Source organism: Pseudaestuariivita rosea, assembly GCF_017592335.1.
Lineage (GTDB): Bacteria > Pseudomonadota > Alphaproteobacteria > Rhodobacterales > Rhodobacteraceae > Parasulfitobacter > Parasulfitobacter rosea.
The window spans coordinates 49,665-75,000 of the sequence record NZ_JACNMP010000012.1 but is presented as its reverse complement, the minus strand read 5'-3'; the positions used below and the strand labels follow the sequence as shown (position 1 = coordinate 75,000).

The 25,336-nt window shown below is 57.4% G+C and carries 27 protein-coding genes and 2 rRNA genes (1 of these 29 running past the window's edge); 11 read left to right on the top strand and 18 right to left on the bottom strand.

Features of this window, described 5'->3' with window-relative positions; all coding sequences use genetic code 11:
- The 3 genes from H7848_RS10215 to H7848_RS10205 form a co-directional block, all read left to right on the top strand.
- A 23S ribosomal RNA gene (locus H7848_RS10215) occupies positions 1–2,108 on the top strand (it extends 717 nt beyond the left edge of the window).
- Between the two features lie 67 nt (positions 2,109–2,175).
- Positions 2,176–2,290, top strand: a 5S ribosomal RNA gene (rrf, locus tag H7848_RS10210).
- 436 nt (positions 2,291–2,726) lie between these two features.
- Positions 2,727–3,428: a DNA helicase gene (locus H7848_RS10205; protein WP_208350818.1), complete on the top strand. Its 702-nt coding sequence runs from the start codon at positions 2,727–2,729 to the stop codon at positions 3,426–3,428.
- 42 nt (positions 3,429–3,470) lie between these two features.
- Here H7848_RS10205 and H7848_RS10200 read toward each other — a convergent pair whose 3' ends face one another.
- The gene (locus tag H7848_RS10200; protein WP_237072686.1) at positions 3,471–5,207 is read right to left on the bottom strand and encodes an ABC transporter substrate-binding protein; all 1,737 of its coding nucleotides are present in this window, start codon (positions 5,205–5,207) and stop codon (positions 3,471–3,473) included.
- 99 nt (positions 5,208–5,306) lie between these two features.
- On the bottom strand, positions 5,307–6,887 hold the full coding sequence (locus tag H7848_RS10195; RefSeq protein ID WP_208350816.1) for an ABC transporter substrate-binding protein: 1,581 nt from the start codon (positions 6,885–6,887) through the stop codon (positions 5,307–5,309).
- Positions 6,888–7,036: 149 nt separating this feature from the next.
- On the opposite strand from H7848_RS10195, the gene H7848_RS10190 reads away from it, so the two are divergent.
- The gene (locus H7848_RS10190; protein ID WP_208350814.1) at positions 7,037–7,432 is read left to right on the top strand and encodes a hypothetical protein; all 396 of its coding nucleotides are present in this window, start codon (positions 7,037–7,039) and stop codon (positions 7,430–7,432) included.
- Positions 7,433–7,483: 51 nt separating this feature from the next.
- Here the strand turns inward: H7848_RS10190 and truA are convergent, their stop codons facing one another.
- From truA to H7848_RS10110, 16 genes are all read right to left on the bottom strand, one after another.
- Positions 7,484–8,254 carry a tRNA pseudouridine(38-40) synthase TruA gene (truA, locus tag H7848_RS10185; protein WP_208350813.1) on the bottom strand — a complete coding sequence of 257 codons (771 nt, stop codon included), beginning with the start codon at positions 8,252–8,254 and terminating at the stop codon, positions 7,484–7,486.
- A 58-nt stretch (positions 8,255–8,312) separates the two neighbouring features.
- The gene (gene rimM, locus H7848_RS10180) at positions 8,313–8,834 is read right to left on the bottom strand and encodes a ribosome maturation factor RimM (RefSeq protein WP_208350811.1); all 522 of its coding nucleotides are present in this window, start codon (positions 8,832–8,834) and stop codon (positions 8,313–8,315) included.
- On the bottom strand, positions 8,831–8,974 hold the full coding sequence (locus tag H7848_RS10175; protein WP_208350809.1) for a hypothetical protein: 144 nt from the start codon (positions 8,972–8,974) through the stop codon (positions 8,831–8,833). The genes rimM and H7848_RS10175 overlap by 4 nt, the downstream gene beginning before the upstream one ends.
- The gene (locus H7848_RS10170; protein WP_208350808.1) at positions 8,962–9,387 is read right to left on the bottom strand and encodes an EVE domain-containing protein; all 426 of its coding nucleotides are present in this window, start codon (positions 9,385–9,387) and stop codon (positions 8,962–8,964) included. Before H7848_RS10170 ends, H7848_RS10175 begins: the two co-directional genes overlap by 13 nt.
- Positions 9,387–10,016 carry a 5,6-dimethylbenzimidazole synthase gene (gene bluB / locus H7848_RS10165; protein ID WP_208350804.1) on the bottom strand — a complete coding sequence of 210 codons (630 nt, stop codon included), beginning with the start codon at positions 10,014–10,016 and terminating at the stop codon, positions 9,387–9,389. Before bluB ends, H7848_RS10170 begins: the two co-directional genes overlap by 1 nt.
- Before the next feature lie 15 nt (positions 10,017–10,031).
- Entirely contained in the window at positions 10,032–10,430 is a 399-nt protein-coding gene (gene rpsP / locus H7848_RS10160) for a 30S ribosomal protein S16 (RefSeq protein WP_208350797.1), read from the bottom strand.
- 48 nt (positions 10,431–10,478) lie between these two features.
- The gene (locus H7848_RS10155; RefSeq protein WP_208350795.1) at positions 10,479–10,775 is read right to left on the bottom strand and encodes a chorismate mutase; all 297 of its coding nucleotides are present in this window, start codon (positions 10,773–10,775) and stop codon (positions 10,479–10,481) included.
- Positions 10,772–11,272: a GNAT family N-acetyltransferase gene (locus tag H7848_RS10150; protein WP_208350794.1), complete on the bottom strand. Its 501-nt coding sequence runs from the start codon at positions 11,270–11,272 to the stop codon at positions 10,772–10,774. The genes H7848_RS10155 and H7848_RS10150 overlap by 4 nt, the downstream gene beginning before the upstream one ends.
- The gene (locus tag H7848_RS10145) at positions 11,269–11,781 is read right to left on the bottom strand and encodes a GNAT family N-acetyltransferase (protein WP_208350793.1); all 513 of its coding nucleotides are present in this window, start codon (positions 11,779–11,781) and stop codon (positions 11,269–11,271) included. The genes H7848_RS10150 and H7848_RS10145 overlap by 4 nt, the downstream gene beginning before the upstream one ends.
- Positions 11,782–11,926: 145 nt before the next feature.
- On the bottom strand, positions 11,927–12,436 hold the full coding sequence (locus tag H7848_RS10140; protein WP_208350791.1) for a GNAT family N-acetyltransferase: 510 nt from the start codon (positions 12,434–12,436) through the stop codon (positions 11,927–11,929).
- Positions 12,433–12,594, bottom strand: a complete 162-nt coding sequence (locus H7848_RS10135; protein WP_208350789.1) for a hypothetical protein — start codon at positions 12,592–12,594, stop codon at positions 12,433–12,435. The genes H7848_RS10140 and H7848_RS10135 overlap by 4 nt, the downstream gene beginning before the upstream one ends.
- Positions 12,591–14,066 carry a signal recognition particle protein gene (gene ffh, locus H7848_RS10130; protein WP_208350787.1) on the bottom strand — a complete coding sequence of 492 codons (1,476 nt, stop codon included), beginning with the start codon at positions 14,064–14,066 and terminating at the stop codon, positions 12,591–12,593. Before ffh ends, H7848_RS10135 begins: the two co-directional genes overlap by 4 nt.
- Before the next feature lie 275 nt (positions 14,067–14,341).
- On the bottom strand, positions 14,342–15,970 hold the full coding sequence (locus tag H7848_RS10125) for an FAD-dependent oxidoreductase (protein ID WP_208350785.1): 1,629 nt from the start codon (positions 15,968–15,970) through the stop codon (positions 14,342–14,344).
- Between the two features lie 5 nt (positions 15,971–15,975).
- Positions 15,976–16,989 (bottom strand): YcjF family protein, encoded by a 1,014-nt coding sequence (locus H7848_RS10120; RefSeq protein ID WP_208350782.1) that lies wholly within the window; start codon positions 16,987–16,989, stop codon positions 15,976–15,978.
- A complete protein-coding gene (locus tag H7848_RS10115) occupies positions 16,986–18,404 on the bottom strand; it encodes a YcjX family GTP-binding protein (protein ID WP_208350780.1) in 1,419 nt (472 codons plus the stop codon). The genes H7848_RS10120 and H7848_RS10115 overlap by 4 nt, the downstream gene beginning before the upstream one ends.
- A 109-nt stretch (positions 18,405–18,513) precedes the next feature.
- Positions 18,514–19,116, bottom strand: coding sequence for an SRPBCC family protein (locus tag H7848_RS10110; RefSeq protein ID WP_208350778.1), 603 nt, complete (start codon positions 19,114–19,116; stop codon positions 18,514–18,516).
- A gap of 122 nt (positions 19,117–19,238) precedes the next feature.
- Here H7848_RS10110 and H7848_RS10105 point away from each other — a divergent pair, with 122 nt between their 5' ends.
- The 7 genes from H7848_RS10105 (at position 19,239) to H7848_RS10075 (ending at position 25,303) form a co-directional block, all read left to right on the top strand.
- Entirely contained in the window at positions 19,239–19,694 is a 456-nt protein-coding gene (locus tag H7848_RS10105) for a MarR family winged helix-turn-helix transcriptional regulator (RefSeq protein ID WP_208350776.1), read from the top strand.
- Between the two features lie 302 nt (positions 19,695–19,996).
- On the top strand, positions 19,997–20,557 hold the full coding sequence (locus H7848_RS10100; RefSeq protein ID WP_208350774.1) for a F0F1 ATP synthase subunit delta: 561 nt from the start codon (positions 19,997–19,999) through the stop codon (positions 20,555–20,557).
- A complete protein-coding gene (gene atpA / locus H7848_RS10095) occupies positions 20,557–22,095 on the top strand; it encodes a F0F1 ATP synthase subunit alpha (RefSeq protein WP_208350770.1) in 1,539 nt (512 codons plus the stop codon). The genes H7848_RS10100 and atpA overlap by 1 nt, the downstream gene beginning before the upstream one ends.
- 12 nt (positions 22,096–22,107) lie before the next feature.
- Positions 22,108–22,977 carry a F0F1 ATP synthase subunit gamma gene (locus H7848_RS10090; protein WP_208350769.1) on the top strand — a complete coding sequence of 290 codons (870 nt, stop codon included), beginning with the start codon at positions 22,108–22,110 and terminating at the stop codon, positions 22,975–22,977.
- A complete protein-coding gene (locus tag H7848_RS10085; protein ID WP_208350767.1) occupies positions 22,978–23,451 on the top strand; it encodes a DUF2939 domain-containing protein in 474 nt (157 codons plus the stop codon).
- A 16-nt stretch (positions 23,452–23,467) separates the two neighbouring features.
- Complete coding sequence (atpD, locus tag H7848_RS10080) at positions 23,468–24,892, top strand: F0F1 ATP synthase subunit beta (RefSeq protein ID WP_208350766.1); 1,425 nt, start codon at positions 23,468–23,470, stop codon at positions 24,890–24,892.
- 3 nt (positions 24,893–24,895) lie between these two features.
- Positions 24,896–25,303 (top strand): F0F1 ATP synthase subunit epsilon, encoded by a 408-nt coding sequence (locus H7848_RS10075; protein ID WP_208350765.1) that lies wholly within the window; start codon positions 24,896–24,898, stop codon positions 25,301–25,303.
- Positions 25,304–25,336: the final 33 nt, after the last annotated feature.

Genomic DNA, 25,336 nt, shown 5'->3' with positions numbered 1-25,336 from the left:
GCCAGGCTGAAGGTAAGGTAACACTTACTGGAGGGCCGAACCCACATCTGTTGAAAAAGATCGGGATGAGCTGTGCCTAGGGGTGAAAGGCCAATCAAACTCGGAGATAGCTGGTTCTCTGCGAAATCTATTTAGGTAGAGCGTCATCCGAATACCCTCGGGGGTAGAGCACTGGATGGGTAATGGGGCCCCACAGGCTTACTGATCCTAACCAAACTCCGAATACCGAGGAGTACTAGATGGCAGACACACGGCGGGTGCTAACGTCCGTCGTGGAGAGGGAAACAACCCTGACCTACAGCTAAGGCCCCCAATTCATGGCTAAGTGGGAAAGCAGGTGGGACGACCAAAACAACCAGGAGGTTGGCTTAGAAGCAGCCATCCTTTAAAGATAGCGTAACAGCTCACTGGTCTAAATAAGTTGTCCTGCGGCGAAGATGTAACGGGGCTCAAGCCATGAGCCGAAGCTTAGGATGCCGTAAGGCATGGTAGCAGAGCGTAGTGTGACATAATTCCATGTCTCCTTAACGGGTTCGCCCGTATTGGAGACGCGGAGTTTTCTGTGAAGCCGGGGCGTGAGCCATCCGGTGGAGAGATCACTAGTGAGAATGATGACATGAGTAGCGACAAACAGGGTGAGAGACCCTGTCGCCGAAAGTCCAAGGGTTCCTGCTTAAAGTTAATCTGAGCAGGGTAAGCCGACCCCTAAGGCGAGGCCGAAAGGCGTAGTCGATGGGAACCAGGTTAATATTCCTGGGCCAGGAGGATGTGACGGATCACAAAGATTGTCGGAATCGGAGTAGTTTCCCCGGCAGTTCAGTGGTTCCTGGAAATAGCCCTCCATTAGATCGTACCCTAAACCAACACAGGTGGACCGGTAGAGAATACCAAGGCGCTTGAGAGAACGATGTTGAAGGAACTCGGCAAAATACCTCCGTAAGTTCGCGAGAAGGAGGCCCAGTTTCTACGCAAGTATTGGCTGGGGGCACAAACCAGGGGGTGGCGACTGTTTACTAAAAACACAGGGCTCTGCGAAGTCGCAAGACGACGTATAGGGTCTGACGCCTGCCCGGTGCCGGAAGGTTAAAAGGAGAGGTGAGAGCCTTGAATTGAAGCCCCGGTAAACGGCGGCCGTAACTATAACGGTCCTAAGGTAGCGAAATTCCTTGTCGGGTAAGTTCCGACCTGCACGAATGGCGTAACGACTTCCCCGCTGTCTCCAACATCGACTCAGCGAAATTGAATTACCTGTCAAGATGCAGGTTTCCCGCGGTTAGACGGAAAGACCCCGTGCACCTTTACTACAACTTCGCATTGGCATCAGGCACAACATGTGCAGGATAGGTGGTAGGCTTTGAAGCAGGAACGCCAGTTTCTGTGGAGCTTCCCTTGAGATACCACCCTTGTTCTGCTTGATGTCTAACCGCGGTCCGTTATCCGGATCCGGGACCCTGCGTGGTGGGTAGTTTGACTGGGGCGGTCGCCTCCCAAAGCGTAACGGAGGCGCGCGAAGGTTGGCTCAGAGCGGTCGGAAATCGCTCGTTGAGTGCAATGGCAGAAGCCAGCCTGACTGCGAGACTGACAAGTCGAGCAGAGTCGAAAGACGGCCATAGTGATCCGGTGGTCCCGAGTGGAAGGGCCATCGCTCAACGGATAAAAGGTACGCCGGGGATAACAGGCTGATGGTGCCCAAGAGTCCATATCGACGGCACCGTTTGGCACCTCGATGTCGGCTCATCTCATCCTGGGGCTGGAGCAGGTCCCAAGGGTATGGCTGTTCGCCATTTAAAGAGGTACGTGAGCTGGGTTTAGAACGTCGTGAGACAGTTCGGTCCCTATCTGCCGTGGGTGTAGGATACTTGAGAGGAGTTGCCCCTAGTACGAGAGGACCGGGGTGAACGATCCACTGGTGGACCAGTTGTCGACTACGGCAGTGCTGGGTAGCTATGATCGGAAAGGATAACCGCTGAAGGCATCTAAGCGGGAAGCCCCCCTCAAAACAAGGTATCCCTGAGGGCCGTGGAAGACCACCACGTCGATAGGCCGGAGATGTAAGCATGGTAACATGTTCAGTTGACCGGTACTAATTGCCCAATAGGCTTGATTTGATCCAGTAGAAGCTAGGCTTCTGATCAAAAGTCACACCCGACTTGGATGTTTGAGTTTCTTTCTCGGTTTGGTGGTCATAGCGCAAGTGAAACACCCGATCCCATCCCGAACTCGGCAGTTAAGCACTGTAGCGCCGATGGTACTGCGTCTTAAGACGTGGGAGAGTAGGTCACTGCCAAACCTAGTAAGAAACTCAAAAGTATCTCTCTACGATTGTCTGCAAACCCCAATCAAACCACTCTGATTTCACGCGCTTCTTTGTGGCGATCTGATATAATCCCGAAACGGGCGAAGCTACTCGGCATTGTTTTGGCAATGCTGGGATTTGCGCTGAACAGCGAATTTTCAAAGCCAATTTTGAACGAGTCGTCCGGCACTGCGAATCTCCGGTCTTTGTCGTGCGGGATATGAGCGTTCGTCATTCTTAGGATAAGACATTTCCTGGCTTGAGCGATCTGAGAAGTATCAATATGTGTAGGTGCAAGGCCACGCTCGGGCCTCCGCCCCCCAACCGGGAAGCATTTTTCGTGTAGAGCATTTGAACACAATGAACCGATCTTCATCGGAGCGTCGCATAAGGGGGGATTGCGAGGATCGTCCGGAAAGAAGAGGTTCTTATGAAACTTTCTGTTCCAATTTTTGAGTTAAAGCGCCAAGCCAGACTTATGTCGCGTGACCGGGCTATTCCACTTCGTAAAGCCCTAGATCATATTGCACAATCTGAAGGCTTCAAAGGATGGAGCCATCTTGCACAATCCATCAAAATCTCGGGGCCGGCTAAAAGCATTTTGTCAGGAATGAAAGCAGGCCAAATGGGTCTTCTTGGCGCCCGACCCGGTCATGGAAAGACTTCGCGTGGCATGGAACTGGCGGCTTTTGCAAATGACATTAATAGAAAAGCAGTCTTTTTCAGTCTGGAGTATAACGACACAGACATTGCCGATCGCGTAGACGCACTTGGGCTTGGTCGTCAGTTTAAATCTGTTGTGGTCGATACGTCCGACGATATTTGTGCGCAAAGCATCATGGACCGACTTTTGAAGCTGAACGCAAACAGCCTGGCGGTCGTTGATTATCTGCAGTTACTGGATCAGAAACGAACCCATCCATCGGTCAATGATCAGCTTGTTTCATTGCGGCAGTTTTCCAGAAAAACTGGTTCAATCATTCTCATGATTTCACAAATTCATCGATCGTTTGATTTGAACGCAAAACACATGCCGGATGTGTCGGATATACGGATGCCAAATCCCTTCGATATGTCGTTATTCGACAAAAAATGCTTCCTGCATGAAGGTGAAATTCAGATCAACGCCTGATGGTAAAGCCAAGGCAGGGTCGTTCCCCGCCTTGGCGCAGGTTTAGTTCACTGTCACCCACCGCAGGATAAAGAAGTTATCCGGGCGTTGGGTCAGGTCTATGTTGTCTTGCGCGCCCCAGATCAGGGGTTGGACGTAAAGCGGAACATAGGCAGTTTCGGACTGCAGGATTTGAGTGATCTCATCCAGAATCGCCTGGCGTTGTGTGTCGTTCAGCTCGGACTGGACCATGGGCAGCAGCTCATCCACGCGGGCGTTGGAATATCCGCCGAAGTTCCAGCTGCCCAGACGCAGTTCTTCGTTCGGGGTTGAGGCCAGGAAGCGGACCGGGTGTTCGGCGTCAAACGTGCCGGGCGACCATCCCAGAAGGTACATATCGAAATTGTCCGCCCGCAGTTCGGGCCAGTAGTTGCGCACGGGCATACTGTCGAGTTCAACGTTCAGACCGATCTGAGACAACATGGGCACCAGCGACTGGCAGACAGCCTCGTCATTCAGATAGCGGTCGTTGGGGCATTTCAGGCCAAAGGAAAAGCCGTCGGGATACCCGGCCTCGGCCAACAACGCACGTGCGGCTTCTGGATCATAGGCCGGACGGTCGGCCAGCGCGGGGACATAGCCGCGCATCGCAGGGCTGACCAACTGGCTGGCGGGTTCGGCGCTGCCGCGCATGATCGTTTGCAGGATCGCAGGCACGTTGATGGCCTGTGCCACGGCCTGGCGGACACGCGCGTCGGCAAAGGGGTTGGGGTCACCTTCATTCGCACCGAACTTCAGCGCCTCGTGATCATGGGCAAAGCCCAGCATGATGACGCGTGCCTCAATCCCGCGAATGACCTTGACCCCATCGCGCTGATCAACGCGGGTGGCATCCTGAACGGGCACCGGATTGATCATGTCGATTTCACCAGACAGCAGCGCTGCAACAGCCGTCGCAGGGTTCTGAATCGGGCTGAATATGGCGCGGGTGATATTGTGTTCGGGTTCCCCCCACCACGCATCAAAGGGTTCGAGCACGGTTTCCAACCCTGGTTGACGCGATACCAGACGGAAGGCACCGGTGCCGTTGGCGTTCAGCGTGGCAAAGTTTTCGGCATCCTTGGCGGGGCTTTCGGCGCCATTCGTCTCAGACCAGCCGCTGTCCATGATCATCCAGTTGGCGACACTGTCGGGAAAGATCGGATTGGGTGCGCTGGTGATGAAATCGATGGTGTAGTCATTTTTGATCTGCACGTCGGTGACTGGCGCGAACCAACTTGCGGTATCGGCAGCCTCGCTTGAGGCGCGCTGGTAGGAAAACAAGACATCTTCCGCAGTGAACGCGCTGCCATCGTGGAAGGTGACGCCTTCGCGCAGGACAAAGCGCCAGCCGTGTTCGGCCGACTGGCTTTCAACCGGGAAAGGGCGCCATTCGACGGCCAGGGCGGGTTCGATCGTCATATCCTTGCCGCGGCGCACAAGCCCTTCGTAGACGTTGTTCAGAAAACCCAGCACCGGGGCCGAGTTGACGGCATGCGGGTCCATGGTTTGCGGATCAGTGGTTGATGACCAGCGGAAGGTTTCGGCGTAGGCCGTGCTGGTCAGCAGCGCGGCGGCTGTTAACGCAAATCCCAATCCAGGGAAGTGCAGTTTTTTGAGCAGCTTGTTTAGGGCGGCGCCGACCCGAGGGTGGCGCAAACGCGCCGCCCGTGGGGGGCGGGTCGGCGCGGCCCGGTGGTGCCCACCGGGCAAATGCTCTGAACGGTCGAACGGTATGTCGGTTTCAAGTTTGGTGTACATATTCTATCCCCCTTTTATTGAAAATCCCCGACAGTGGACTGCCGGGGATTTCTGTTAGCAGTTGTCCATAGCGTGAGCCTAGATCACGCCATGGTCACATCAATTGGCTGTGAAGTACTTGAACTTCGGCTGATCCTCGGGGTCGACGTCGATGCCAAGGTCGCTTTTGATGCCCCAGTTGATCACCTGGTGATGCACCGGCAGATACAGCGTTTCGTCCTGAACGGTGGCCCAGATGTCGGCGATGGTCGCATTCCGCGCATCCAGGTCGGTGTTCGAGGCCAGGCTGACGATCATCTCGTCCAGTTCGGGGTTCGAATAGCCAGTGCCGTTCCATGACCCCAGATCAGACCCGCGGGTGTGGACCAGGAAGTTGAAGATATATTCACTGTCATAGGTCGGAACACCCCAGCCAAGCATATAGAAATCGGTTTCACCATTGGTGATCAGCGGGAAGTGTTGTGCCTTGGGCTTTGCGTCCAGGTTCACAGTGATGCCGATCTGGCCGATCATGCCGACGATCGCCTGACAAATCGCTTCGTCGTTGACATAGCGGTCGTTCGGGCAGTCCAGCTGGATCGAGAAACCATCGCCATAGCCAGCCTCGGCCAGCAGAGCCTTGGCGCCCTCGATATCCGTTGAGGTGGCCGAATCCAGCTCTTGCGTCCAGCCGTTCACGAAGGGTGGCATGATGACACCGGCGGGCTGGGACTGACCGCGCATGATCACCTGCTGGATCGCATCGCGGTTGATCGCCATGTTCATCGCCTGACGCACACGCACATCGGCAAAAGGGTTGGCCCCATCGACATTGTCATTTTCCAGATCCTCGGCACCCATGTTCATGCCGAAAAAGATCACCCGGTTCTGCGGGGCGGTCCGCACATCCAGACCATCGGCTTGTGACACGCGGCTAAGGTCCTGCACGGGAACGTCCTGAATAAAGTCAACCTCGCCCGACAGCAGCGCCGCAACACGCGTCGCGGGGTTCTGGATCGGGGTATAGATGATTTCAGTCACGTCCATCGGGAACTGATCCATGCCCCAATAGTTTTCGTTCTGGCTGAGAACGGTGCGCACATCGGGTTCACGGCTGGTCAGAACAAAGGGACCGGTGCCGTTGGCGTTGGTCGCAGCAAAGGTGGTTTCGCCACCTTCGACATTCTGCACCTCAACCACATTGTTGGCTTCGGTCCAGTCCTTGTCCATGATGAACAGGTTGGTCAGGTTACTGGGCAGGATCGGGTTTGGCCCGTCTGTGACCATCTCGATCACATATTTCGACGGCGCGCGCACCTCGACGATCGAATTTATCAGCTCTTTCATGTTCGAGTTGTCGGATTTGGCGCGGTTGAAGGAAAACACCACGTCTTCGCTGTCAAACTCGGCCCCGTCGTGATAGGTCACGCCCTCACGCAGGTTAAAGATCCAGACGTTCGGATCATCTGGGCTGGGCGCCCAGTCGGTGGCCAGCGCCGCCTCAAACGCGCCGGTCACATCACGGATCAGAAGCGGTTCATAGATCTGGTGGGCCAGCGTATGCGTCGGACCTTCGTTCTGGGCATGCGGGTCCAGCGTCAGGCTGTCCCCCGCACGGGCCCATCGAACGGTTTCAGAACTTGCAGCAATCGCGGTCGTCATCAGAAGACCGGCCGCAAGCAAACAGGTTGTTTTTCTCATTGTTGTAACTCCCTCTTGGATAGGTCGATAATTGGGAATCTGAGCCAAAACGCAAGATACCATGTGCAATGAATTTGATCACGACGTTGGGTCGGTGCAGGTTTTCGAAGCTTTTGCCGCTTTTTTGATATGTAGAGGAAGATTGTGCAATGTATCTAAGATTTGTTTGCGCAGACAAGGTGGGCGGCTTGGCGCATAGGTCAGGAATACTGACGGCCGCATATGAGTTGCAGCATAGTTCGGATCTTGATCAAGTTACCGCCGAAAGGCTTGAACAACTGCTCGAATATTTTCGCTCTAATGTTTCAGTGCCTGAGCGTTTCAATAGAACAAAATCCAAAGGATACTACCGTCGGAACACAAAAGGTCTTAGCTGGTTCAAACCTGATGCACATGAACCAATTGCCAAAGCATTCGAGTTGAAATCTTTATTGGAAGAAAACGGCCTCATAATTGATATCGTGCGGTCCGATAAAGTTGGATACATCTTATACGAAGACTCAGTGCAAGTGGTGGCAGAGCCATTTTCCGATACGTCCAAGTAAACAAGGCAGTTAATCTGCTAAGCTCGGACCGCAAGTTGTGAAGAATCCAGATTATTCGACAAACGGATCATCCGGATACCCGACCCCCGCCAGATAAAGCCCTTGGGGCGGGCAGACGGGGCCGCAGGCGGCGCGGTTTTGGGCCACTAGCGCTTCTTTCACATCGGCGGGCTGCCAGCTGCCTGCGCCGACGCGTTCCAGGGTGCCGACAAAGCTGCGGACTTGATTGTGCAGGAAACTGCGGGCGCGGACGTGGAAGCGGAACTCGCGCCCGTGGGGGATGTCAAAGGCCTCGATATCAAGGGCATCAAGCGTTTTCACCGGGCTATCGGCCTGACAGATTGACGATCGGAAGGTCGTGAAATCATGCCGCCCTATCAGGTGTTTCGCAGCCTGTTGCATGGGCTCAAGGTCAAGATCATGGGTGACCTGCCAGACCAGCCCCTTGTCATGGGTCACCGGCGCGCGGCGGCTGATCAGGCGGAACAGGTACCGCCGGTCGGTGGCCGAAAACCGGGCGTGCCAGTCATCGGCCACCTTTGCCACCTGCAGGATCGAAACGGGGTCGGGTTTTAGGTGATAATTCAGCGCCTCGGACAGGCGGAAGGGGTCCCAGTCTTTGGTCAGATCCGCATGGGCGACCTGAGCCGTTGCATGTACGCCTGCATCCGTGCGCCCGGCGGCGGCGATGGTGTGGGGACCGGGTTCCAGCCGCGCCAAAGCGGCCTCAACCGCGCCTTGAACCGACGGCACATCATTCTGCCGCTGCCACCCGGCAAACGGCCCGCCGTGGTATTCAATTTTCAGTGCGAAGCGGGGCATCTAACTTGGATAAATAACGGGCCAGATCCGGCCTTTGTGCTGCAGATCATCTTGATGGTCATTTTGGCTGCCCATCTTCAGAAAACACCCCCTCGGGCGGGTCGGCGATGATGCGGCGGGTGGGTAGGTCGACGGTAGGTACGGCCTCTTTGGTGAATGGCAGCAGGACGGTGGTGCGTTGGCCGGGGGCATGGATTTCCAGCAGATCGCCAGCGCCGTGGTTCAGTACTGATTTCACGCGGCCTAGGGATGTGCCGCCGGTGTCCAGAACCTCCATCCCGATCAGGTCGGTGTGATAGTATTCATCATCGTCCAGCGCGGGCAGATCAGCGCGATCCGCATAAAGGCGCAGACCTCGCAGATCATCGGCCTGTTCCTTGGTGCCAACACCGCTAAGCCGTGCGGCAAAACCGTTTTTGATGGGGCGCGACAGTTTTGCGGTAAAGGCACGGTCCCCGGTTTCATCGGTCAGATTATAGTCAAAAATCGCCTGCGGATCGGCGCAGAAGCTTTTCAGGCGCACCTCGCCCTGAACCCCAAAGGCCCCCGCGATTGCCCCAACGCACACACGATCCGTCATCTGTCTTCTCCGACACAAAGCCCGCCCGACACGCGCCCGCCCGCCTGATTGCAATTTTCCCTGTGTTGCATCATCTGATAGATCATCCCAGCCAGAAAGACAGCACCGATAAAGAACACTATGCGGATCAGTCGGAACATGCATCCCTCATCGCTTGGGCAATTGTGTTGAAGTCTTTTTCCGATATCTCGATCTGCCCCGTCGAAAAATCGTCCGGGCTGCTGGCGCAGTCAAGGCGGTCCGCGACGTCCGACAGTGGCACGGCGCCCACGTCTTCGTATGCGCAGTCCCGTACCCAGGCTTCGAATTTCGGATGATCGGGCCAATCGTCTTTCTGATAGCAGTCGTCACCGGTCACTTCGGCCAATGCGGTGAACTGATCCAACCGGTCCCCGCCGTGACTGTCATTGGGGGAATAATAGGTGATGCGATCCCCTGTCGACAGGGCTTCGACAGCTTGCTTGTCCCCACCCGAAAACAGGCAGACATTCTGGTCTTTGACCGTGTCGACATAGGCCGCTTCGGCCAGTCCGATCCAATAGCGCTTTGTCATCACCTTACCTCAATCGTCAAAGTGCCAGAACGCTTTTCCCAACCAGCCTGCTCAAGTTCGGGCGTGTCGTCGTCAGTTTTCGGCCAGCCCACGCACAGATAGGCGATAAATGTCCAGCCGGCGGGGCAGTCAAGGTCGCGCGACAGTTGCAGTGGATCAAGGATCGATACCCAACCCACGCCCAGCCCATATGCGCGGGCCATCAACCAGAACTGCATGACCGCACCCACGACCGAATAGCGGCGGGTTTCCGGCATGGTCTGCGCGCCCAGCCCGTGGCCTTTGTCTGTGCTGTCGTCGCAGAACACAGCCAGATGAACGGGCGCATCCCGCAGGCCGGACAGTTTCAACGTGCTGTAAAGCTGCGCCTGATCGCCGTCGTACCCCGACAGTGCCTTCGCGTTGGTTGCATTGAAGTTGTCCAACACCGCCGCGCGGGATGCAGCGCCGTTGATCCGCAAGATACGCCAAGGCTCGGACAAACCGACCGAGGGCGCAAGGCGTATCGCGTCCAGGCATCTGGTCAGCAATGCCTCATCCACCGGATCGGTGCGAAAGCGGCGGACATCCCGCCGCCAGCGCATCAGATCCAGCAGATCGTCCCGGAATTGATCCGAGAATTCAGGCACTTGCCGATCCAGTGCTTACTCGGTTGCAGCTTCTTCAGCGGCTTCCTCGGCAGGTTCTTCCGCAGGTGCGTTGGCCTCGGCCTCTTTCGCGGCTTTTTCCTCGGCGCGCTCTTTGGCTTTCTTGCCGGGCTCGGCCTTTTTCGGGTTGTTACGCTCTTTCTTGTCCAGAACGCCAGCGGCTTCCAGCATGCGGGCCACACGGTCTGTCGGCTTGGCACCCTGCTCCATCCAGTGCTTCACGCGATCCATGTCCATTTTCACGCGCTCTTCGCTGTCTTTCGGCAGCAGCGGGTTATAGGTGCCCAGCTTTTCGATGTAACGACCATCGCGGGGCATGCGGCTGTCGGCTGCAACGATGCGATAAAATGGGCGCTTTTTTGAGCCGCCACGGGCCAGTCTGATTTTCATTGCCATTTTAGTAGTCTCCTGATTTTGCAATGGGTTGGTGGGACGTGTCCCGCCTTACGTTTGGTGTTTTTCGTGATGTTGGATGACTTCCTGAATGATGAAATTCAGGAACTTTTTGGCGAATTCGGGATCCAGATCGGCCCGACGCGCCAAGTCTTCAAGCCGTTCGATCTGTGCGGCCTCACGGGCCGGGTCGGACGGGGGAAGGTCGTGTTCGGCCTTGAGCTTGCCCACGGCCTGGGTGTGTTTGAAACGTTCACCCAGAGTATAGACAAGGATCGCATCAAGGCGGTCGATGCTGCTGCGATGATCCTTTAGCACCTCGGCGGCGCGGGTGGTGACATCGGTCATGAGAGCTCCTTTGCCGTTGGGTGGACCCAGACGCCCGCGTCAGCGTTGTGGGCTGCGGGTGCAGTTTCGCACACAGCCCCAAGCCGTTCGGCCAGCGCGATGGATCGGGTGTTGTCCATGAGGATATAGCTGACCAGTTTTTCCGGGTTTAGCACCGCATAAGCATATCGGCGTGCCGCCAGGGCGGCTTCATAGGCCAATCCGCGTCCCTCGCCGGAAAACAGGCTCCAGCCCAGTTCCATATGTTCTTTCACAGGCGGATGGTGGATGCCGCAGATACCGACGGGTTTACCCTTTTCTTCGATCATCCACCAACCAAAGCCTTTCAGGTGCCAGTGCCCGGCAAGCGTGGCAAAGCGGCGGAAGGCTTCGGTTTCACCGACTGCGCCCCCAACGCCTGCGGCGCGGTCAGACATAAAGAAGTCACGGCAGGCCGGGAAATCCTCCATCACCGGACCACGCAGGATAAGGCGCTCTGTGTGCAGTACGGGGATCATTGCAACGCCTCCGGCCCCGGATGGCGCCACATTGCCATTTCGCCATATTCCGGGTGGGTGTAGATCTTCTCAAACCTGGCGCCAAGCCGTTCGGCCAGAGCGAAAGAGCGGGTGTTGCCGTCGATGATCAGGCTGATAGCGGTCGTCCAGCCGAGTGTTTCATAGGCATAGGTGCGTGCGACCAAGGCGGCTTCATACGCGATGCCACGCCCTTCTGCATCGGCAAAAACGCTCCATGCGATTTCTGGTTCGGGCCAGTCTTCAGGGTAGTAGAGGCCAACAATGCCAAGGGGGGCGTTCGTATCTTGGTCTGCGATGATCCACCGTCCGAAACCGCGCAGGTGCCAGTGGCCGATCAGGTTTGAAAGCCTGTCGAAAGCCTGGGCGCGATTGAAGGGCCCACCGACATAAGCGGTTCTGGGCGATGCGCCATATTCGGCATATGCATCGAGGTCGCTAAGTTCGGGTCCGCGAAGGGTTAGGCGTTCTGTTTGCAGCACGGGGATCATTGCGCCACCACAGATTTTTTTTTGTGTGGAGAAACTGCCCGCTGGGAACCACCGGGCCGCGCCGACCCACCCCCCAGGGCGGCGCGATTGCGCCACCCTCGGGTCGGCGCGGCCCTCTGAATACAATGACCAAAAATGAGGATACTCACAACACCACCTCCGGCGCGGGGTGGCGGTAGACCAGATCGCCGGGATCAAGCGGCTGGGCGTCTTTATCCAGCGTTGCACCCAGGCGCTCGGCCAGTGTGATAGAACGGGCGTTGGCGGGGTCGATATAGCTGACGGCACTGGGCCAGTTCAGCACTTCATAGACATAGCGGCGCGCCTCGACCGCGGCCTCATAGGCATAGCCCTGACCTTCGTGCGCTTCCCAGATGAACCAGCCGATTTCAGGGGCGGGCCATTCGATAGGCTGCCAGGGGCCGACCATACCGATGGCGTCATCCGTGCCTTTCAGACAAACCGCAAATGACCCAAAGCCGCGCAGCTGCCAGTGACCCAGCTCAAAACCAAAGGCGCGATAGGCCTTGGCTTCGGTCAGATGTCCACCGGCATAGCGGGACCGTTCCGATGTCATGAAATCACGAAAACCATCCCAGTCCTTGGGCTGGGGCATGCGCATGGTCAGGCGTTCGGTCTGCAAAATAGGGTTCATCGCGCAACCCTGCTGTTTTTCCGCAGCACCGGTTTGCGCCGCAACTGTGGCTTGGCCTTACGCACAGCCCGCAAATGACGCGCCGCCTGACCCGCGTAATAGGGCACAGCGTGGCGGGCCGACTGGGCCAGCGTGGGGATGTCGCCGATGGGGATCATTTTTTCTTGCCGAACCCCGACAAACCGGGGGGCAGCTGCATGCCGCCACCGCCCAGACCGGGCAATCCGCCGGGCATCTGGCCCATTTGCTTTTGTGCCGCTGCAATCTCGGCCTCGGAAGGGCCGCCTTTGCCAAACATCCCGGCCATCGCTTTTTTCAGCATCCCGCCTTTGCCCATCTTTTTCATCATGTCGGACATCTGGCGGTGTTGTTTCATCAGCTTGTTCAGCTCGCTCACTTCAAGCCCCGCGCCTTTGGCGATGCGTTTTTTGCGGCTGGCTTGCAAAAGCTGAGGATTGGCACGCTCTTTCTTTGTCATCGAGTTGATCAGAGCGATCTGGCGGCGCAGGATGCTGTCGTCCAGGCCCGCGGCCTCGGCCTGTTTCGCCATCTTGGCGGCTCCGGGCATCATGCCCATCAGCCCTTCCATACCGCCCATCTTGACCATCTGTTCCAGCTGCATCTTCAGGTCGTTCATGTTGAACTGACCCTTCTTGAAGCGGCGCATCATGCGTTCGGCCTGTTCGGCCTCGATCGTTTCCTGGGCCTTTTCCACAAGGCTGACGATGTCGCCCATGCCCAGAATGCGGCCGGCGATACGTTCGGGGTGGAACTCCTCAAGCGCGTCCATCTTTTCGCCAAGGCCCACGAATTTGATCGGCTTGCCCGTTACCGCGCGCATCGACAGCGCCGCACCACCGCGCCCGTCGCCATCCATCCGTGTCAGGACCACGCCGCTGATGCCGATCTTGCCGTCGAACTCCTCGGCCACCTCAACCGCGACCTGACCGGTCAGACCATCAACGACCAACAGCGTTTCACGCGGGTTCACTGCATCGCGGACATCTTCGACCTCTTGCATCAGGGTCTGGTCAATCTGTAGCCGACCCGCAGTGTCCAGCATATAGACGTCATAGCCGCCCAGGGTCGCCTGTTGCTTGGCGCGCTTGGCGATTTGCACGGCGGTCTCACCGGCCACAATCGGCAAGGTGTCCACACCGATCTGCGTGCCCAGAACCGCCAGCTGTTGCATCGCGGCCGGGCGATAGATATCGAGCGAGGCCATCAGAACGCGCTTGCCGTTCTTTTCGGTCAAACGCTTGGCCAGTTTCCCGGTCGTGGTGGTCTTGCCCGACCCTTGCAGACCCACCATCAGAATGGGCGTAGGCGGATTGTCAATTTTCAGCGCGCCAGGGTCTTCTTCGTCGCCCGCCAGAACATGAACCAGTTCGTCATGCACGATCTTGACGACCTGCTGACCGGGCGTCACGGATTTGGTCACCGCCTGACCGGTGGCTTTATCCTGAATGGCTTTGATAAAATCGCGGGCCACGGGCAGCGAAACGTCCGCTTCCAACAAGGCCACGCGCACTTCGCGCAGGGCTGTTTTGACATCTTCGTCAGACAGCGCGCCCTGTTTGGTCAGCTTATCGAAAACGCCAGAGAGACGTTCGGATAGATTTTCAAACATGCCCTCGGCCCTCCTTCGGCCTGATTAACCCATGTGTCGCTTAACGTAGGAAGCGACCGTTCAAAGCACAATTGCACCCGTGGGCGAAACTCGCTGACGGATGGCGATCTCTTTTAGCGCAAGAGACCGGAAGTTCGACACTTCCTATGTGATGCAGCGGCGTTTAGGGGGCCGCGCGGCCTGAGTCAAGAGGAACTGCAGAAACCGATACTATTCAGAGCCATCCAATCAATGCCCAAAGTCCGTACCATTTTTTGACTCCGCAAAAATACTGCTCAGGAACTGGTGTCTGCGATATAATCCCATACTTTTGAGATCACGACCGATCCTTCGCCCACGGCTGAAGCCACGCGTTTGACGGACCCGGCGCGCACGTCGCCTACGGCAAAGATACCGGGATGCGAGGTTTCGTAGGATGACCCTGCCCCCACATCAGCGCCGGTTTTGACAAAGCATTTTTCGTCCAGGTCGACCAGGCCTGACAGCCAGTCGGTGTTCGGGGCGGCGCCCACCATAATGAAGACCGCGCGGCAGGGCAGTGACCAGTCCTGGCCGCTTTCCTTATCACGGATCATGACCTGTTCCAGATGATCATCGCCGGATAGCTCTTTCATTTCCGTGCGATAATGGATGGTGATCTTGGGGTCGGCTTCCAGACGGCTGACCAGATAATCCGACATGGACGCGGCCAGACTGTTGCCGCGCACCAGAACATGCACGTGTTTAGCGGTGCGTGACAAAAACATCGCGGCCTGACCGGCGGAATTGCCACCGCCGATCACGGCGACCTCGGTATCGCGGCAATAGCGGGCCTCGATATCGGTGGCGGCGTAATAGACGCCGATGCCTTCGAACTGTTCCAGATTATCGATGGGCAGACGCCGATATTGCACACCGGTCGCCACAATGACCGCTTTGGCGCAGACGATATCACCGTCGTCCATGGTGATGCAGAAAACGCCATCGCTTTCGCGTTGTTCCAGTTTGACCGCGCGGCGGGGCACTGCAAAGCGCGTGCCGAATTTCATCGCTTGAACTTCGCCCCGCCAGACCAGATCGGCGCCGGAAATGCCGGTGGGAAAGCCCATGTAGTTTTCGATCCGGCTGGATGTGCCCGCTTGCCCGCCGATGGTCAGGTCTTCGATGACCAGCGCCGACAACCCCTCGGCCCCGGCATAGACACCGGCGGCAACGCCAGCGGGGCCGCCCCCCACGACCAGGACGTCGAAAATATGGTCAGGTTCGATGCTGATATCCAGGCCCAGACGGCGCGCGATCTTGGCGGGCGTGGCGTCAGGGATGACTTCGGTTTTACCAAGGATAACAGCGGGTTGAGGATCGCCGATCTTGCATTCATGGGCGATCGCTTCGGCCTCATGTTCACCAAGGGTGAGCGACCGCACGGGGATACGATTGCGGCTGGCAAAAGCGGCGATGCGGCGGATATCGCGGCTGACCTCGGCCCCGATCAGGGTCAGGCCGGCCTCATTGCTTTCCAGCAGACGACGGCGCCGCGCGGCAAAAACGGTGACGATGATATCGCTCATCTCGGGGATTTTCGACATCAGATCCAGCATGTCATGGCGGCTGACACTGATCAGATGGGCATCCTGCACAACCCGTGCGCCCAGCATCGCCTTGCTGCCCGAAAGAAAGCTGATTTCGCCGAAAAACTGGGTCGGCCCAAGCGAGGCATTGCCATAGCGTTCATTGGTCCGGGGGTCGATCGCCTCGACCTCGCCCTCAAGCAGATAGTAAAACGTGTCCGCCGGTTCGCCCAGCTTCTGCAGCATTTCCCCGGCCTTCAGATGCACTTCCTTGCCCACCCTCCGCATTGCGGTCACGTGGTTATCATGAAGCGGGGTGCGCACCATCGTGGCAAGGTCGGCGGCAAGAGATTCCATGGCGATTACTCCTTGTTGTCCGACCCAAATAGTCCGGTCAGGCTGCGTTTCACGATGCCGCTGACGCTGGGGCGTTTGCGGGTGGTGAAGGGCAGGGGGCGGCAGACCTCGATCGCGGCGACGCCGACGCGTGCGGTCAGGGCGCCGTTGACCAGGCCCTCGCCGAAACGTCTTGATATCTTTGATAAAACACCGCCGCCCGCCATGGACCCGATCAGGTCATCGCCCACGGCAACGGCGCCGGTTGCCACCAGATGTGTCAGGACCGACCGCGTCAGGCGCCAACTGCCCAGGGTTCCGGCGCGGCCGCCGTAGACCTCGGCAATCTGGCGGATCATCCGCAGGTTGGCGGTCAGCGCGGCAAAGACATCGGCCAGAGCAAGGGGCACAAGGGCCGTCACCATGGCCACCTGACGCGCGGCGGCCTCGACCTGTTTTATCGCAGCCGCATCAAGGGGCGTCAGCAGCTCATGTTCAGCCAGGGTCAGCAGGCCATCGGCATCCAGAACGTCGCCCTGCCGTTCCTTCAGCTTGTCGCGGCCCCATTTGGTGTCATCGCGGGATTTATAGAGTGTATCCAGCTGCCCGATCACGGCACGGGCTTGCGACAGGTCATCGTTCAGCAGAGCGGTTTCGGCAGCTTTGTGAATACGGTCGATGCGCCCCAGTCGGGAAAACGCAGCCAGTTCCTTGAGCGCGATGATCAGCAGGACAAACAGAAACAAGGCAGTCAGACCAAGCGCGGCATAGCCCAATATGGCGTTCCGTTCGACCAGACCGGTGATGAAATCCCACGCAGCGATGGACAGAACAAAGGTCAGCAGCGCGCCAAGTGACCCCCAGAACCATTTACCCAAGCCCGATCCGCGACGTGATGCCAGGGCCGCGACGGTCTGCATCGCCTGGCCCGAGGGCGTGGGCACCTGAACATCCGGCACGGGCGGGGCGGTGGCGGGCGTCTGTTCCGGCACGCGGTCGTCCAGTTCGATCAGAACGGGGCCTTTGGGTTTGCTGGTCATCGCAGGCGGTCTCCGATCAGGAATTCTGCGGCTTTGTCCAACCGGATATGGGGCGGTCCGTCGCCCGGTTTCAAGGTCAGGGGGGCCGGGGCGAAGCTCATGATCTCATAATCCGCGTCCAGCCATTTTTCGGCCCCCGACCGGGCCGGGTTCAGCAGATGGGTGGGGTCTTCGGGCAGTTCGCCGGGGTAGAAGGCCGCCTGTTTCCCGCTGTCCATTAAGGTGCCACGGACGCAATCCAGGGTCTGGCCCTGATGATCGATCGTTTCCTCGACCGTGGCGCGCAGGGCGGCGATGGACATGGCCTGCGTGTCGGCCCCGGCAAAGCGGGCACGGTCATGGGCATCGCCCACCAGCGCCTCCATGATCGCAGTCAGGCGGGGGTGCTGACGGTGGTGCAGATGGTCGGCCTTGGTCGCGGCAAAGAGGATCCGTTCGACCCGTTTGCCTCGGAACAGCTGCGTTAGCCAGGCATTGCGGCCGGGTTTGAACGCGCCCAGAATATCGGCCAGCGCATGGCGCATATCCTCGACCGCTTGCGGACCTTTGTGAATTGCGCCAAGGGCATCGACCAGAACCACCTGCCGATCGATCCGCGCGAAGTGATCCCGGAAAAAGGGCTTCACGATCCGGGATTTATACGCCTCGAACCGGCGATCCATTTCGCGCCACAGACTTTTGCGCGGGGCGCTGTCCAGCGGGTCAAGGGGGGCGAAAGTTAGCGCGGGCGATCCCTCCATTTCGCCGGGCAGCAGGAAACGTCCGGGGGTGCAGTCATAAAACCCCTCGGCCCGTGCGGTGCGCAGATACTGCGTGAAACTGTGCGCCAGTGATTGCGCGACGGGTTCTTCCAGCGACTGGGTTCCATCGATACCGGACTGCAGTTTCAGATAGCTTTGCGCGGCATCCCGGTTTGCGATGCGGTCTAGAACGTCGGCCGACCATTCGCTATAGGTCTTGTCCAGCAACGCCAGATCCAACAGCCATTCGCCCGGATAATCGACGATATCCAGATGTACGGTACGCGGCCCCGACATCGTACCGATCAACCCGCGCGGCTGGACCTTCAGCGACAAGCGCAGCTGGCTGACGGTGCGGGTGCTGTCGGGCCATTTGGGCGTGGGTGCCGTTAGATCACCAAGATGCGCCTCATAGTCAAAGCGGGGCACGGTGTCGTCGGGCTGCGGCTGCAGATAGGCGGTCTGAATGCTGCCACTGGCCGCGCCGATCAACTGAGGCATCCGCCCGCGATCCAGCAGATTGGCCACAAGCGAGGTGATAAAAACCGTTTTCCCGGAACGCGATAGCCCCGTCACGCCAAGCCTGATCGAGGTGGGCTGAAAGGGCGATGTGACTGTATCAGTGACATTATTGATGCCGCGCAGAACCCCGTCGGCAATATCCGAGATAATCAATGACTGCCCCTTCGTCATGGTTTCAGGGCAAGATAAGGGGTTGCCGGGTGGAATGAAAGATGCCGTCGTATGATGCAGAGCCGAAGCGTGATATCCGGTCAGCTTTGTATCAATTAAGTTCAGCTTCTGCCGCTCTGGCCATCTGGTTCATCGTGTTTTCCATGAACGGCACGATGCGATTTTCCATGAATGTACTTGCGATCGGTCTGGTGAGGATGGATGTCGGTGCGATGCCATAGCTCCAACTGATCCGGGTTTGATCCGGTGTCAGTGCGGTGTATTCGATCCGACCTTCGATGTGATCGACAATGTACCGGGACGCAGCCGTGAAACCAAAAACCTGGTAATGGAACAGATCGGGATCACGATTTTCGATGATACGATCTATGGCGGTATGTCCGTTGTCCAGATTAGCATATCTGGTCGCGCCATTTTCGCCCCATATTCCCGCGATTGGCGTTGTTGAAACGACAGATGGCAAACCTTCGGTGGCGGTCATGAAACTGGTCAGACGACGATTTTCCAACCACTGCTTTGTCATAAGTTGCGGCGCGTTTATGATGCGAGTTGTGGTATGACGAATATACTGATCAGACGGCAGCATTTCAGGCGGGTGGCCGGGATCCGGTGCATCAATGCTGGCGATGAAAGCTGCCAAAGGTGTCGTGACAGCGAAAAGGATGATCATTGTGATGATGAACTTTTTTCTCATGCTAGGCTTTTCCCCGATATTGCTGCATCGTTGCGTTCGACCGATAGGTTTTAGAATTTAGAATGAATATCACGCTATTTAGAACGAATTTCGTTCTACTCAAGAGCCACTGTTGGAATGGAATGACGAAATCAACTGACACATCAGCACTCAGCCCCGAAGAACGTATGGCCGAAGCCGTCAGGGTCTTGTTGCGGGCCATCTATGTAGGCCAACAGGAAAAGGACACAGAAGAAACGCGGCTGAAACTTTCGGTCCTGGAACGGCAGCTTTTGGGCCTACTGCTGATCACGCCGGGTCTTATGTCGAAAGAGCTGGCCGCATATTTCGGGGTTCAAACAACCACCATGAAATCCATCATAGATCGGCTTATCCAGAATGGAATGATCCTAAAGCAGCCACACCCGACTGATAAAAGGGCAATCGCTGTTTTTCTGACGGACCAAGGCAAAGAGGTCATCGAAGGCATTCGCGCAAAAGACGTTGAAAACTGTAAGAATATCCTGAGCGGATTGGATGATGCGCGACAACTTCAGTTTATCGACGATCTTGAAATGATGGCGCAGCGGTTCGGCTGATAAGGGTCTTTTTCGGCATCGGGCAAACATTTCGTGTTGCATCGCCAGAATCACCGAAGCCAAATCCGCAAAAACCAAAGTTTTTCTGTCATAAATTTTGTGCAAAACGGTCGCACCTTGGCGAAAGGTCAGTGTTTCCTATGTTCTGAGGGAAACAAGTTACCAAGATGGGTGGTTGCGGGGTGCGAAAGGCTCTGCTACATGCCTCCTGATTTTGATGCCCCGCTTCAAGATGGGGTGCAGCATGCCTGACTTGTCCGGTCCACGCGGGCGACAGGGCCAAAGATATCGGAAGGGTGGACGTGTCCGAACCAGGTTCGATCTCAACTGGCATCGCAAGCCGCTATGCCACTGCCGTTTTTGAACTGGCGAAAGCCGATAAAGCTGTTGCGTCTTTGGAAAAAGACATAGATGCCCTGTCCGAGACTCTGTCAGACAGCGCAGACTTCCGCGATCTGATCCATTCGCCGATCTATTCGCGCGAAGATCAGGGCGCCGCGATTGCGGAATTGGCCAAGAAGATGGCTCTGTCAGAGCTGGTCAGCAACACGCTGGGCCTGATGGCCGCCAAGCGTCGTTTGTTCGTTCTGCCTCAGCTTTTGCAGCAACTGCGTGATCTGATTGCCGAGGACAAGGGCGAAGTTTCGGCCGAGGTCGCATCGGCCAAGGCCCTGACCAAGGCGCAGTCAGACAAGCTGGCCAAGGTGCTGAAAGCCACCGTTGGCAAAGATGTGAATATCAAAGCGACCGTTGATGAAAGTCTTATCGGCGGTCTTGTCGTTAAAGTGGGCTCGAAAATGATTGATACGTCGATCAAATCCAAGCTCAGTGCACTCCAGAACACCATGAAAGAGGTCGGATAATGGGTATCCAAGCAGCCGAAATCTCTGCGATCCTCAAGGACCAGATTAAGAACTTCGGACAAGAAGCCGAGGTGGCCGAGGTTGGCCGCGTCCTTAGCGTAGGCGACGGGATTGCCCGTGTATATGGTCTGGACAATGTGCAGGCCGGCGAGATGGTCGAATTCCCCGGCAATATCATGGGGATGGCGCTGAACCTGGAAACCGACAACGTCGGTGTGGTTATCTTTGGGTCGGACCGCGACATTAAAGAAGGTGACACGGTCAAGCGGACGAATTCGATTGTGGACGTCCCTGCCGGTGAAGCGCTGCTGGGTCGTGTTGTTGACGCGTTGGGCAACCCGCTGGACGGCAAGGGTGAAATCAAGACGAAAGAACGTCGCGTGGCCGACGTCAAAGCGCCCGGCATCATCCCCCGGAAATCGGTACACGAACCGATGGCGACCGGCCTGAAGTCTGTGGATGCGATGATCCCGATTGGCCGCGGTCAGCGCGAACTGATCATCGGTGACCGTCAGACCGGTAAGACCGCCGTGGCGCTGGACACGATCCTGAACCAGAAGTCCTACAATGACGCCGCGGGCGACGACGAAAGCAAGAAGCTTTATTGCGTTTATGTAGCGGTTGGTCAGAAACGTTCGACCGTTGCGCAGTTGGTGAAAAAGCTGGAAGAAACCGGCGCGATTGACTATTCCATCGTGATCGCCGCCACCGCGTCCGAACCTGCACCGATGCAGTTCCTGGCGCCTTATGCGGCCACCGCGATGGCCGAGTATTTCCGCGACAATGGTAAGCATGCGCTGATCGTCTATGATGATCTGTCGAAACAGGCCGTCGCCTATCGTCAGATGTCGCTGCTGCTGCGCCGCCCACCGGGTCGTGAGGCCTATCCGGGTGACGTTTTCTATCTGCACTCGCGCCTGCTGGAACGTTCGGCCAAGCTGAACGAAGACAACGGCGCAGGATCGCTGACCGCGCTGCCGATCATCGAAACCCAGGGCGGCGACGTGTCGGCCTTTATTCCCACGAACGTGATTTCGATCACCGACGGCCAGATTTTCCTGGAAACCGAACTGTTCTATCAGGGTATCCGCCCCGCTGTGAACACCGGTCTGTCGGTATCCCGTGTGGGATCGGCCGCGCAAACCAACGCGATGAAATCTGTGGCGGGCCCGGTGAAACTGGAACTGGCGCAGTATCGCGAAATGGCGGCTTTTGCGCAGTTCGGATCGGACCTCGATGCAGCCACGCAGCGCCTGCTGAACCGCGGCGCGCGTCTGACGGAACTGATGAAACAGCCCCAGTATTCACCGCTGACCAACGCCGAAATCGTCTGCGTGATCTATGCGGGCACCAACGGATATCTGGACAACATCGCGGTGAAAGATGTGGGCCGCTTCGAAGACGGTCTGCTGAACCACCTGCGCAGCAAGCATCAGGATTTGCTGGACTGGATCACGAACGAAGACCCCAAGGTCAAGGGCGATGCCGCCGACAAGATCAAAGGTGCGCTTGACGAATACGCCGCCGATTTCGCGTAAGGGGTCCCGGCCATGCCAAGTCTTAAGGACCTGAAAAACCGGATCGAGAGTGTCAAAAGCACACGCAAGATCACCAAGGCCATGCAGATGGTCGCGGCCGCAAAGCTGCGCCGCGCCCAGGATGCCGCCGAACAGGCGCGCCCCTATGCCGAACGCTTCAACGCCGTGCTCAGCGGCCTTGCGCAGTCGGTTGGCGGGTCTGACACGGCGCCGCGTCTGCTGGCGGGAACGGGTAAGGATGATGTGCATCTGCTGGTCGTCATGACCGCCGAACGCGGTCTGTGCGGCGGGTTTAATTCGTCGATTGCCCGCCTGGCCAAGACCCGCGCCGATGAATTGCTGGCCGCAGGCAAAACGGTCAAGATCATCACTGTCGGTAAAAAGGGTCGTGAGATCCTGAAAAGAAGCCACAGCGATCATTTCATCGATCATGTTGATCTGACCGAAGTCAAGAAAATCGGCTATGCCAACGCCCAGGACATCGCAAAAGATGTGCTGACCCGCTTTGACGCCGAAGAATTCGATGTGGCCACGATTTTCTTCAATCGCTTCCAGTCGGTGATCAGTCAGGTGCCCACCGAACAGCAGATCATTCCCGCCGTCTTTGAAGAAGGCGAAGGCGTCAGCGCGCTTTATGACTATGAACCCAGTGAGGAGGCCATTCTGGCCGATTTGCTGCCACGTGGTGTTGCGACGCAAATATTCGCGGCATTGCTGGAAAATGCAGCGTCTGAACAGGGCGCGCGGATGTCAGCGATGGACAACGCAACGCGCAACGCGGGCGAAATGATCGACAAGCTGACCATCCAGTTCAACCGCTCGCGCCAAGCCGTGATCACGAACGAACTGATCGAAATTATCTCGGGTGCGGAGGCGCTCTAGGTGCGCAAGCTGCTGTTCATAGCATGTCTGGGCGCACTCGCCTATGCCGCTTTGCCGTATTGGAGCGCTTATACGCTGGCAAATGGCGTGAAAGAGGGCGACCAGGCCGTGCTGGAACGGCAGGTCGACTGGGACCGTGTGCGCGATGCCCTAAGCGACGATCTGACGGCGACGATGGCCGGATCAGACCCCTTGGCCGGTGCCCTGGGCGGCGCGATGGTCGAAGGCATGGTCGACAGTTTCGTCAACCCCGCCAACGCGGTCGAGGTGATCAGACAATCAGACGTGAACGATCCGATCAATCATGTCGCCTGGGCGTTTTTCACCACGCCCAACGAATTCAAAGTGACGCTGTCTGAGTCCGAGACAGGTGGCGAAACGGCGGCCGATCTTTATTTTGAACGACAAGGGCTGCAATGGCAGCTTGTCCGTATAAAACTGCCCGATGATGTGTTATCGGGCCTAAGAAGCTAGAACCGGAGAAACGACAATGGCAAACGCAAAAGGTAAAATCACCCAGGTGATTGGCGCCGTTGTGGACGTGCAGTTCGGAGATCATCTGCCCGAGATCCTGAACGCGCTGACCACCGACAATAACGGCAAGACACTGGTTCTGGAAGTGGCGCAGCACTTGGGCGAAAGCACGGTGCGCGCGATTGCGATGGACGCCACCGAAGGTTTGGTGCGCGGGCAAGAGGTGACAGATACCGAAGGCCCGATCAGCGTGCCGGTGGGTGACGCAACGCTTGGCCGGATCATGAATGTCGTGGGCGAGCCGATTGATGAAAAGGGTCCAATCGGTGCACAGGAAACGCGCCCAATTCACGCCGAAGCCCCTGATTTCGCGGCGCAAGCAACGTCGTCTGACATTCTTGTCACAGGCATCAAGGTCATCGACCTGCTGGCGCCTTATTCCAAGGGTGGTAAAATTGGCCTGTTTGGTGGTGCCGGTGTGGGCAAGACGGTTCTGATTCAGGAACTGATCAACAACATCGCCAAAGTGCACTCGGGCTATTCCGTGTTCGCTGGTGTGGGCGAACGAACCCGTGAAGGCAACGACCTTTACTATGAATTCATCGAATCCGGTGTGATCAATGCCGATGACCTGACCAAGTCCAAAGTGGCGCTGGTCTACGGCCAGATGAACGAACCCCCCGGCGCACGGATGCGGGTTGCCTTGTCTGGTCTGACAATGGCGGAACAGTTCCGCGACCAGTCCGGCACAGATGTTTTGTTCTTTGTTGACAACATCTTCCGCTTTACTCAGGCGGGGTCTGAGGTGTCAGCGCTGTTGGGCCGCATCCCATCGGCGGTGGGCTATCAGCCGACGCTGGCAACTGACATGGGCCAGATGCAGGAACGGATCACATCGACTAAGAACGGCTCGATCACATCGGTTCAGGCGATTTATGTGCCTGCGGATGACTTGACCGACCCGGCACCGGCGACATCCTTTGCGCACCTTGATGCGACCACGGTTCTTAGCCGTGCGATTTCGGAACTTGGCATTTATCCTGCGGTGGACCCGTTGGATTCGACCAGCCGTATCCTGGATCCCGGTGTTGTCGGCGACGAACACTATCAGGTGGCCCGTGATGTTCAGGGCATCTTGCAGCGCTATAAATCACTGCAGGATATCATCGCGATCCTTGGCATGGACGAACTGAGCGAGGAAGACAAACTGACCGTGGCCCGCGCCCGGAAAATCCAGCGCTTCCTGTCGCAGCCGTTTGACGTGGCCGAAGTCTTTACCGGGTCGCCCGGCGTTCAGGTGCCACTGGAAGACACGATCGCGTCGTTCAAGGCAGTTGTCGCCGGTGAATACGACCACCTGCCCGAAGCCGCATTCTATATGGTCGGCGGCATCGAAGACGTGAAAGCCAAAGCCGAAAAAATGGCAGCAGAGGCGGCCTAAGCCATGGCAAACACAATGCAATTTGATCTGGTCAGTCCTGAACGAAGCCTTGCTTCGCTTCAGGCGACCGAGGTGCAGATACCCGCGGCCGAAGGTTATATGACCGCCATGCCCGACCATGCGCCGACCATCACGTCGCTGAAACCCGGTGTGCTGCGTGTGGTCAGCGACAGCGGCAGTCAGGACTACATTGTCACCGGCGGTTTCGCCGAAATCTCGGGCGAGGCGACGTCGGTCCTGGCCGAACGCGCCATTCCCCGGGATGAATTCACCGCAGATGAGCTGACGGCCTTGGTCAACGACGCCCGCAAAGCCCAAGAAAACGCCCCCGACGACGCCGTTGAAGCCGCCACAAAACTGGTCGCCGACCTGGTCGCAGTCGGGGATGAGATCGGGATATCGGTTAGATAAGGTCACGATAGCCTTATAAACTGCCCCGCTTTT

Bases quoted from the DNA above. Each gene is read 5' to 3' on its own strand.
- H7848_RS10200 (WP_237072686.1), bottom strand. From the start codon at position 5,207: ATGTACACCAAACTTGAAACCGACATACCGTTCGACCGTTCAGAGCAT.
- H7848_RS10140 (WP_208350791.1), bottom strand. From the start codon at position 12,436: ATGAACCCTATTTTGCAGACCGAACGCCTGACCATGCGCATGCCCCAG.
- H7848_RS10105 (WP_208350776.1), top strand. From the start codon at position 19,239: ATGACGAAATCAACTGACACATCAGCACTCAGCCCCGAAGAACGTATG.
- H7848_RS10145 (WP_208350793.1), bottom strand. From the start codon at position 11,781: ATGATCCCCGTGCTGCAAACAGAACGCCTAACCCTTCGCGGACCCGAA.
- H7848_RS10090 (WP_208350769.1), top strand. From the start codon at position 22,108: ATGCCAAGTCTTAAGGACCTGAAAAACCGGATCGAGAGTGTCAAAAGC.
- H7848_RS10170 (WP_208350808.1), bottom strand. From the start codon at position 9,387: ATGACAAAGCGCTATTGGATCGGACTGGCCGAAGCGGCCTATGTCGAC.
- truA (WP_208350813.1), bottom strand. From the start codon at position 8,254: ATGCCCCGCTTCGCACTGAAAATTGAATACCACGGCGGGCCGTTTGCC.
- H7848_RS10125 (WP_208350785.1), bottom strand. From the start codon at position 15,970: ATGGAATCTCTTGCCGCCGACCTTGCCACGATGGTGCGCACCCCGCTT.
- H7848_RS10135 (WP_208350789.1), bottom strand. From the start codon at position 12,594: ATGATCCCCATCGGCGACATCCCCACGCTGGCCCAGTCGGCCCGCCAC.
- H7848_RS10150 (WP_208350794.1), bottom strand. From the start codon at position 11,272: ATGATCCCCGTACTGCACACAGAGCGCCTTATCCTGCGTGGTCCGGTG.
- H7848_RS10175 (WP_208350809.1), bottom strand. From the start codon at position 8,974: ATGTTCCGACTGATCCGCATAGTGTTCTTTATCGGTGCTGTCTTTCTG.
- H7848_RS10120 (WP_208350782.1), bottom strand. From the start codon at position 16,989: ATGACCAGCAAACCCAAAGGCCCCGTTCTGATCGAACTGGACGACCGC.
- H7848_RS10110 (WP_208350778.1), bottom strand. From the start codon at position 19,116: ATGAGAAAAAAGTTCATCATCACAATGATCATCCTTTTCGCTGTCACG.
- H7848_RS10195 (WP_208350816.1), bottom strand. From the start codon at position 6,887: ATGAGAAAAACAACCTGTTTGCTTGCGGCCGGTCTTCTGATGACGACC.
- atpD (WP_208350766.1), top strand. From the start codon at position 23,468: ATGGCAAACGCAAAAGGTAAAATCACCCAGGTGATTGGCGCCGTTGTG.
- atpA (WP_208350770.1), top strand. From the start codon at position 20,557: ATGGGTATCCAAGCAGCCGAAATCTCTGCGATCCTCAAGGACCAGATT.
- H7848_RS10190 (WP_208350814.1), top strand. From the start codon at position 7,037: ATGTATCTAAGATTTGTTTGCGCAGACAAGGTGGGCGGCTTGGCGCAT.
- rpsP (WP_208350797.1), bottom strand. From the start codon at position 10,430: ATGGCAATGAAAATCAGACTGGCCCGTGGCGGCTCAAAAAAGCGCCCA.
- H7848_RS10205 (WP_208350818.1), top strand. From the start codon at position 2,727: ATGAAACTTTCTGTTCCAATTTTTGAGTTAAAGCGCCAAGCCAGACTT.
- H7848_RS10155 (WP_208350795.1), bottom strand. From the start codon at position 10,775: ATGACCGATGTCACCACCCGCGCCGCCGAGGTGCTAAAGGATCATCGC.
- ffh (WP_208350787.1), bottom strand. From the start codon at position 14,066: ATGTTTGAAAATCTATCCGAACGTCTCTCTGGCGTTTTCGATAAGCTG.
- rimM (WP_208350811.1), bottom strand. From the start codon at position 8,834: ATGACGGATCGTGTGTGCGTTGGGGCAATCGCGGGGGCCTTTGGGGTT.
- H7848_RS10075 (WP_208350765.1), top strand. From the start codon at position 24,896: ATGGCAAACACAATGCAATTTGATCTGGTCAGTCCTGAACGAAGCCTT.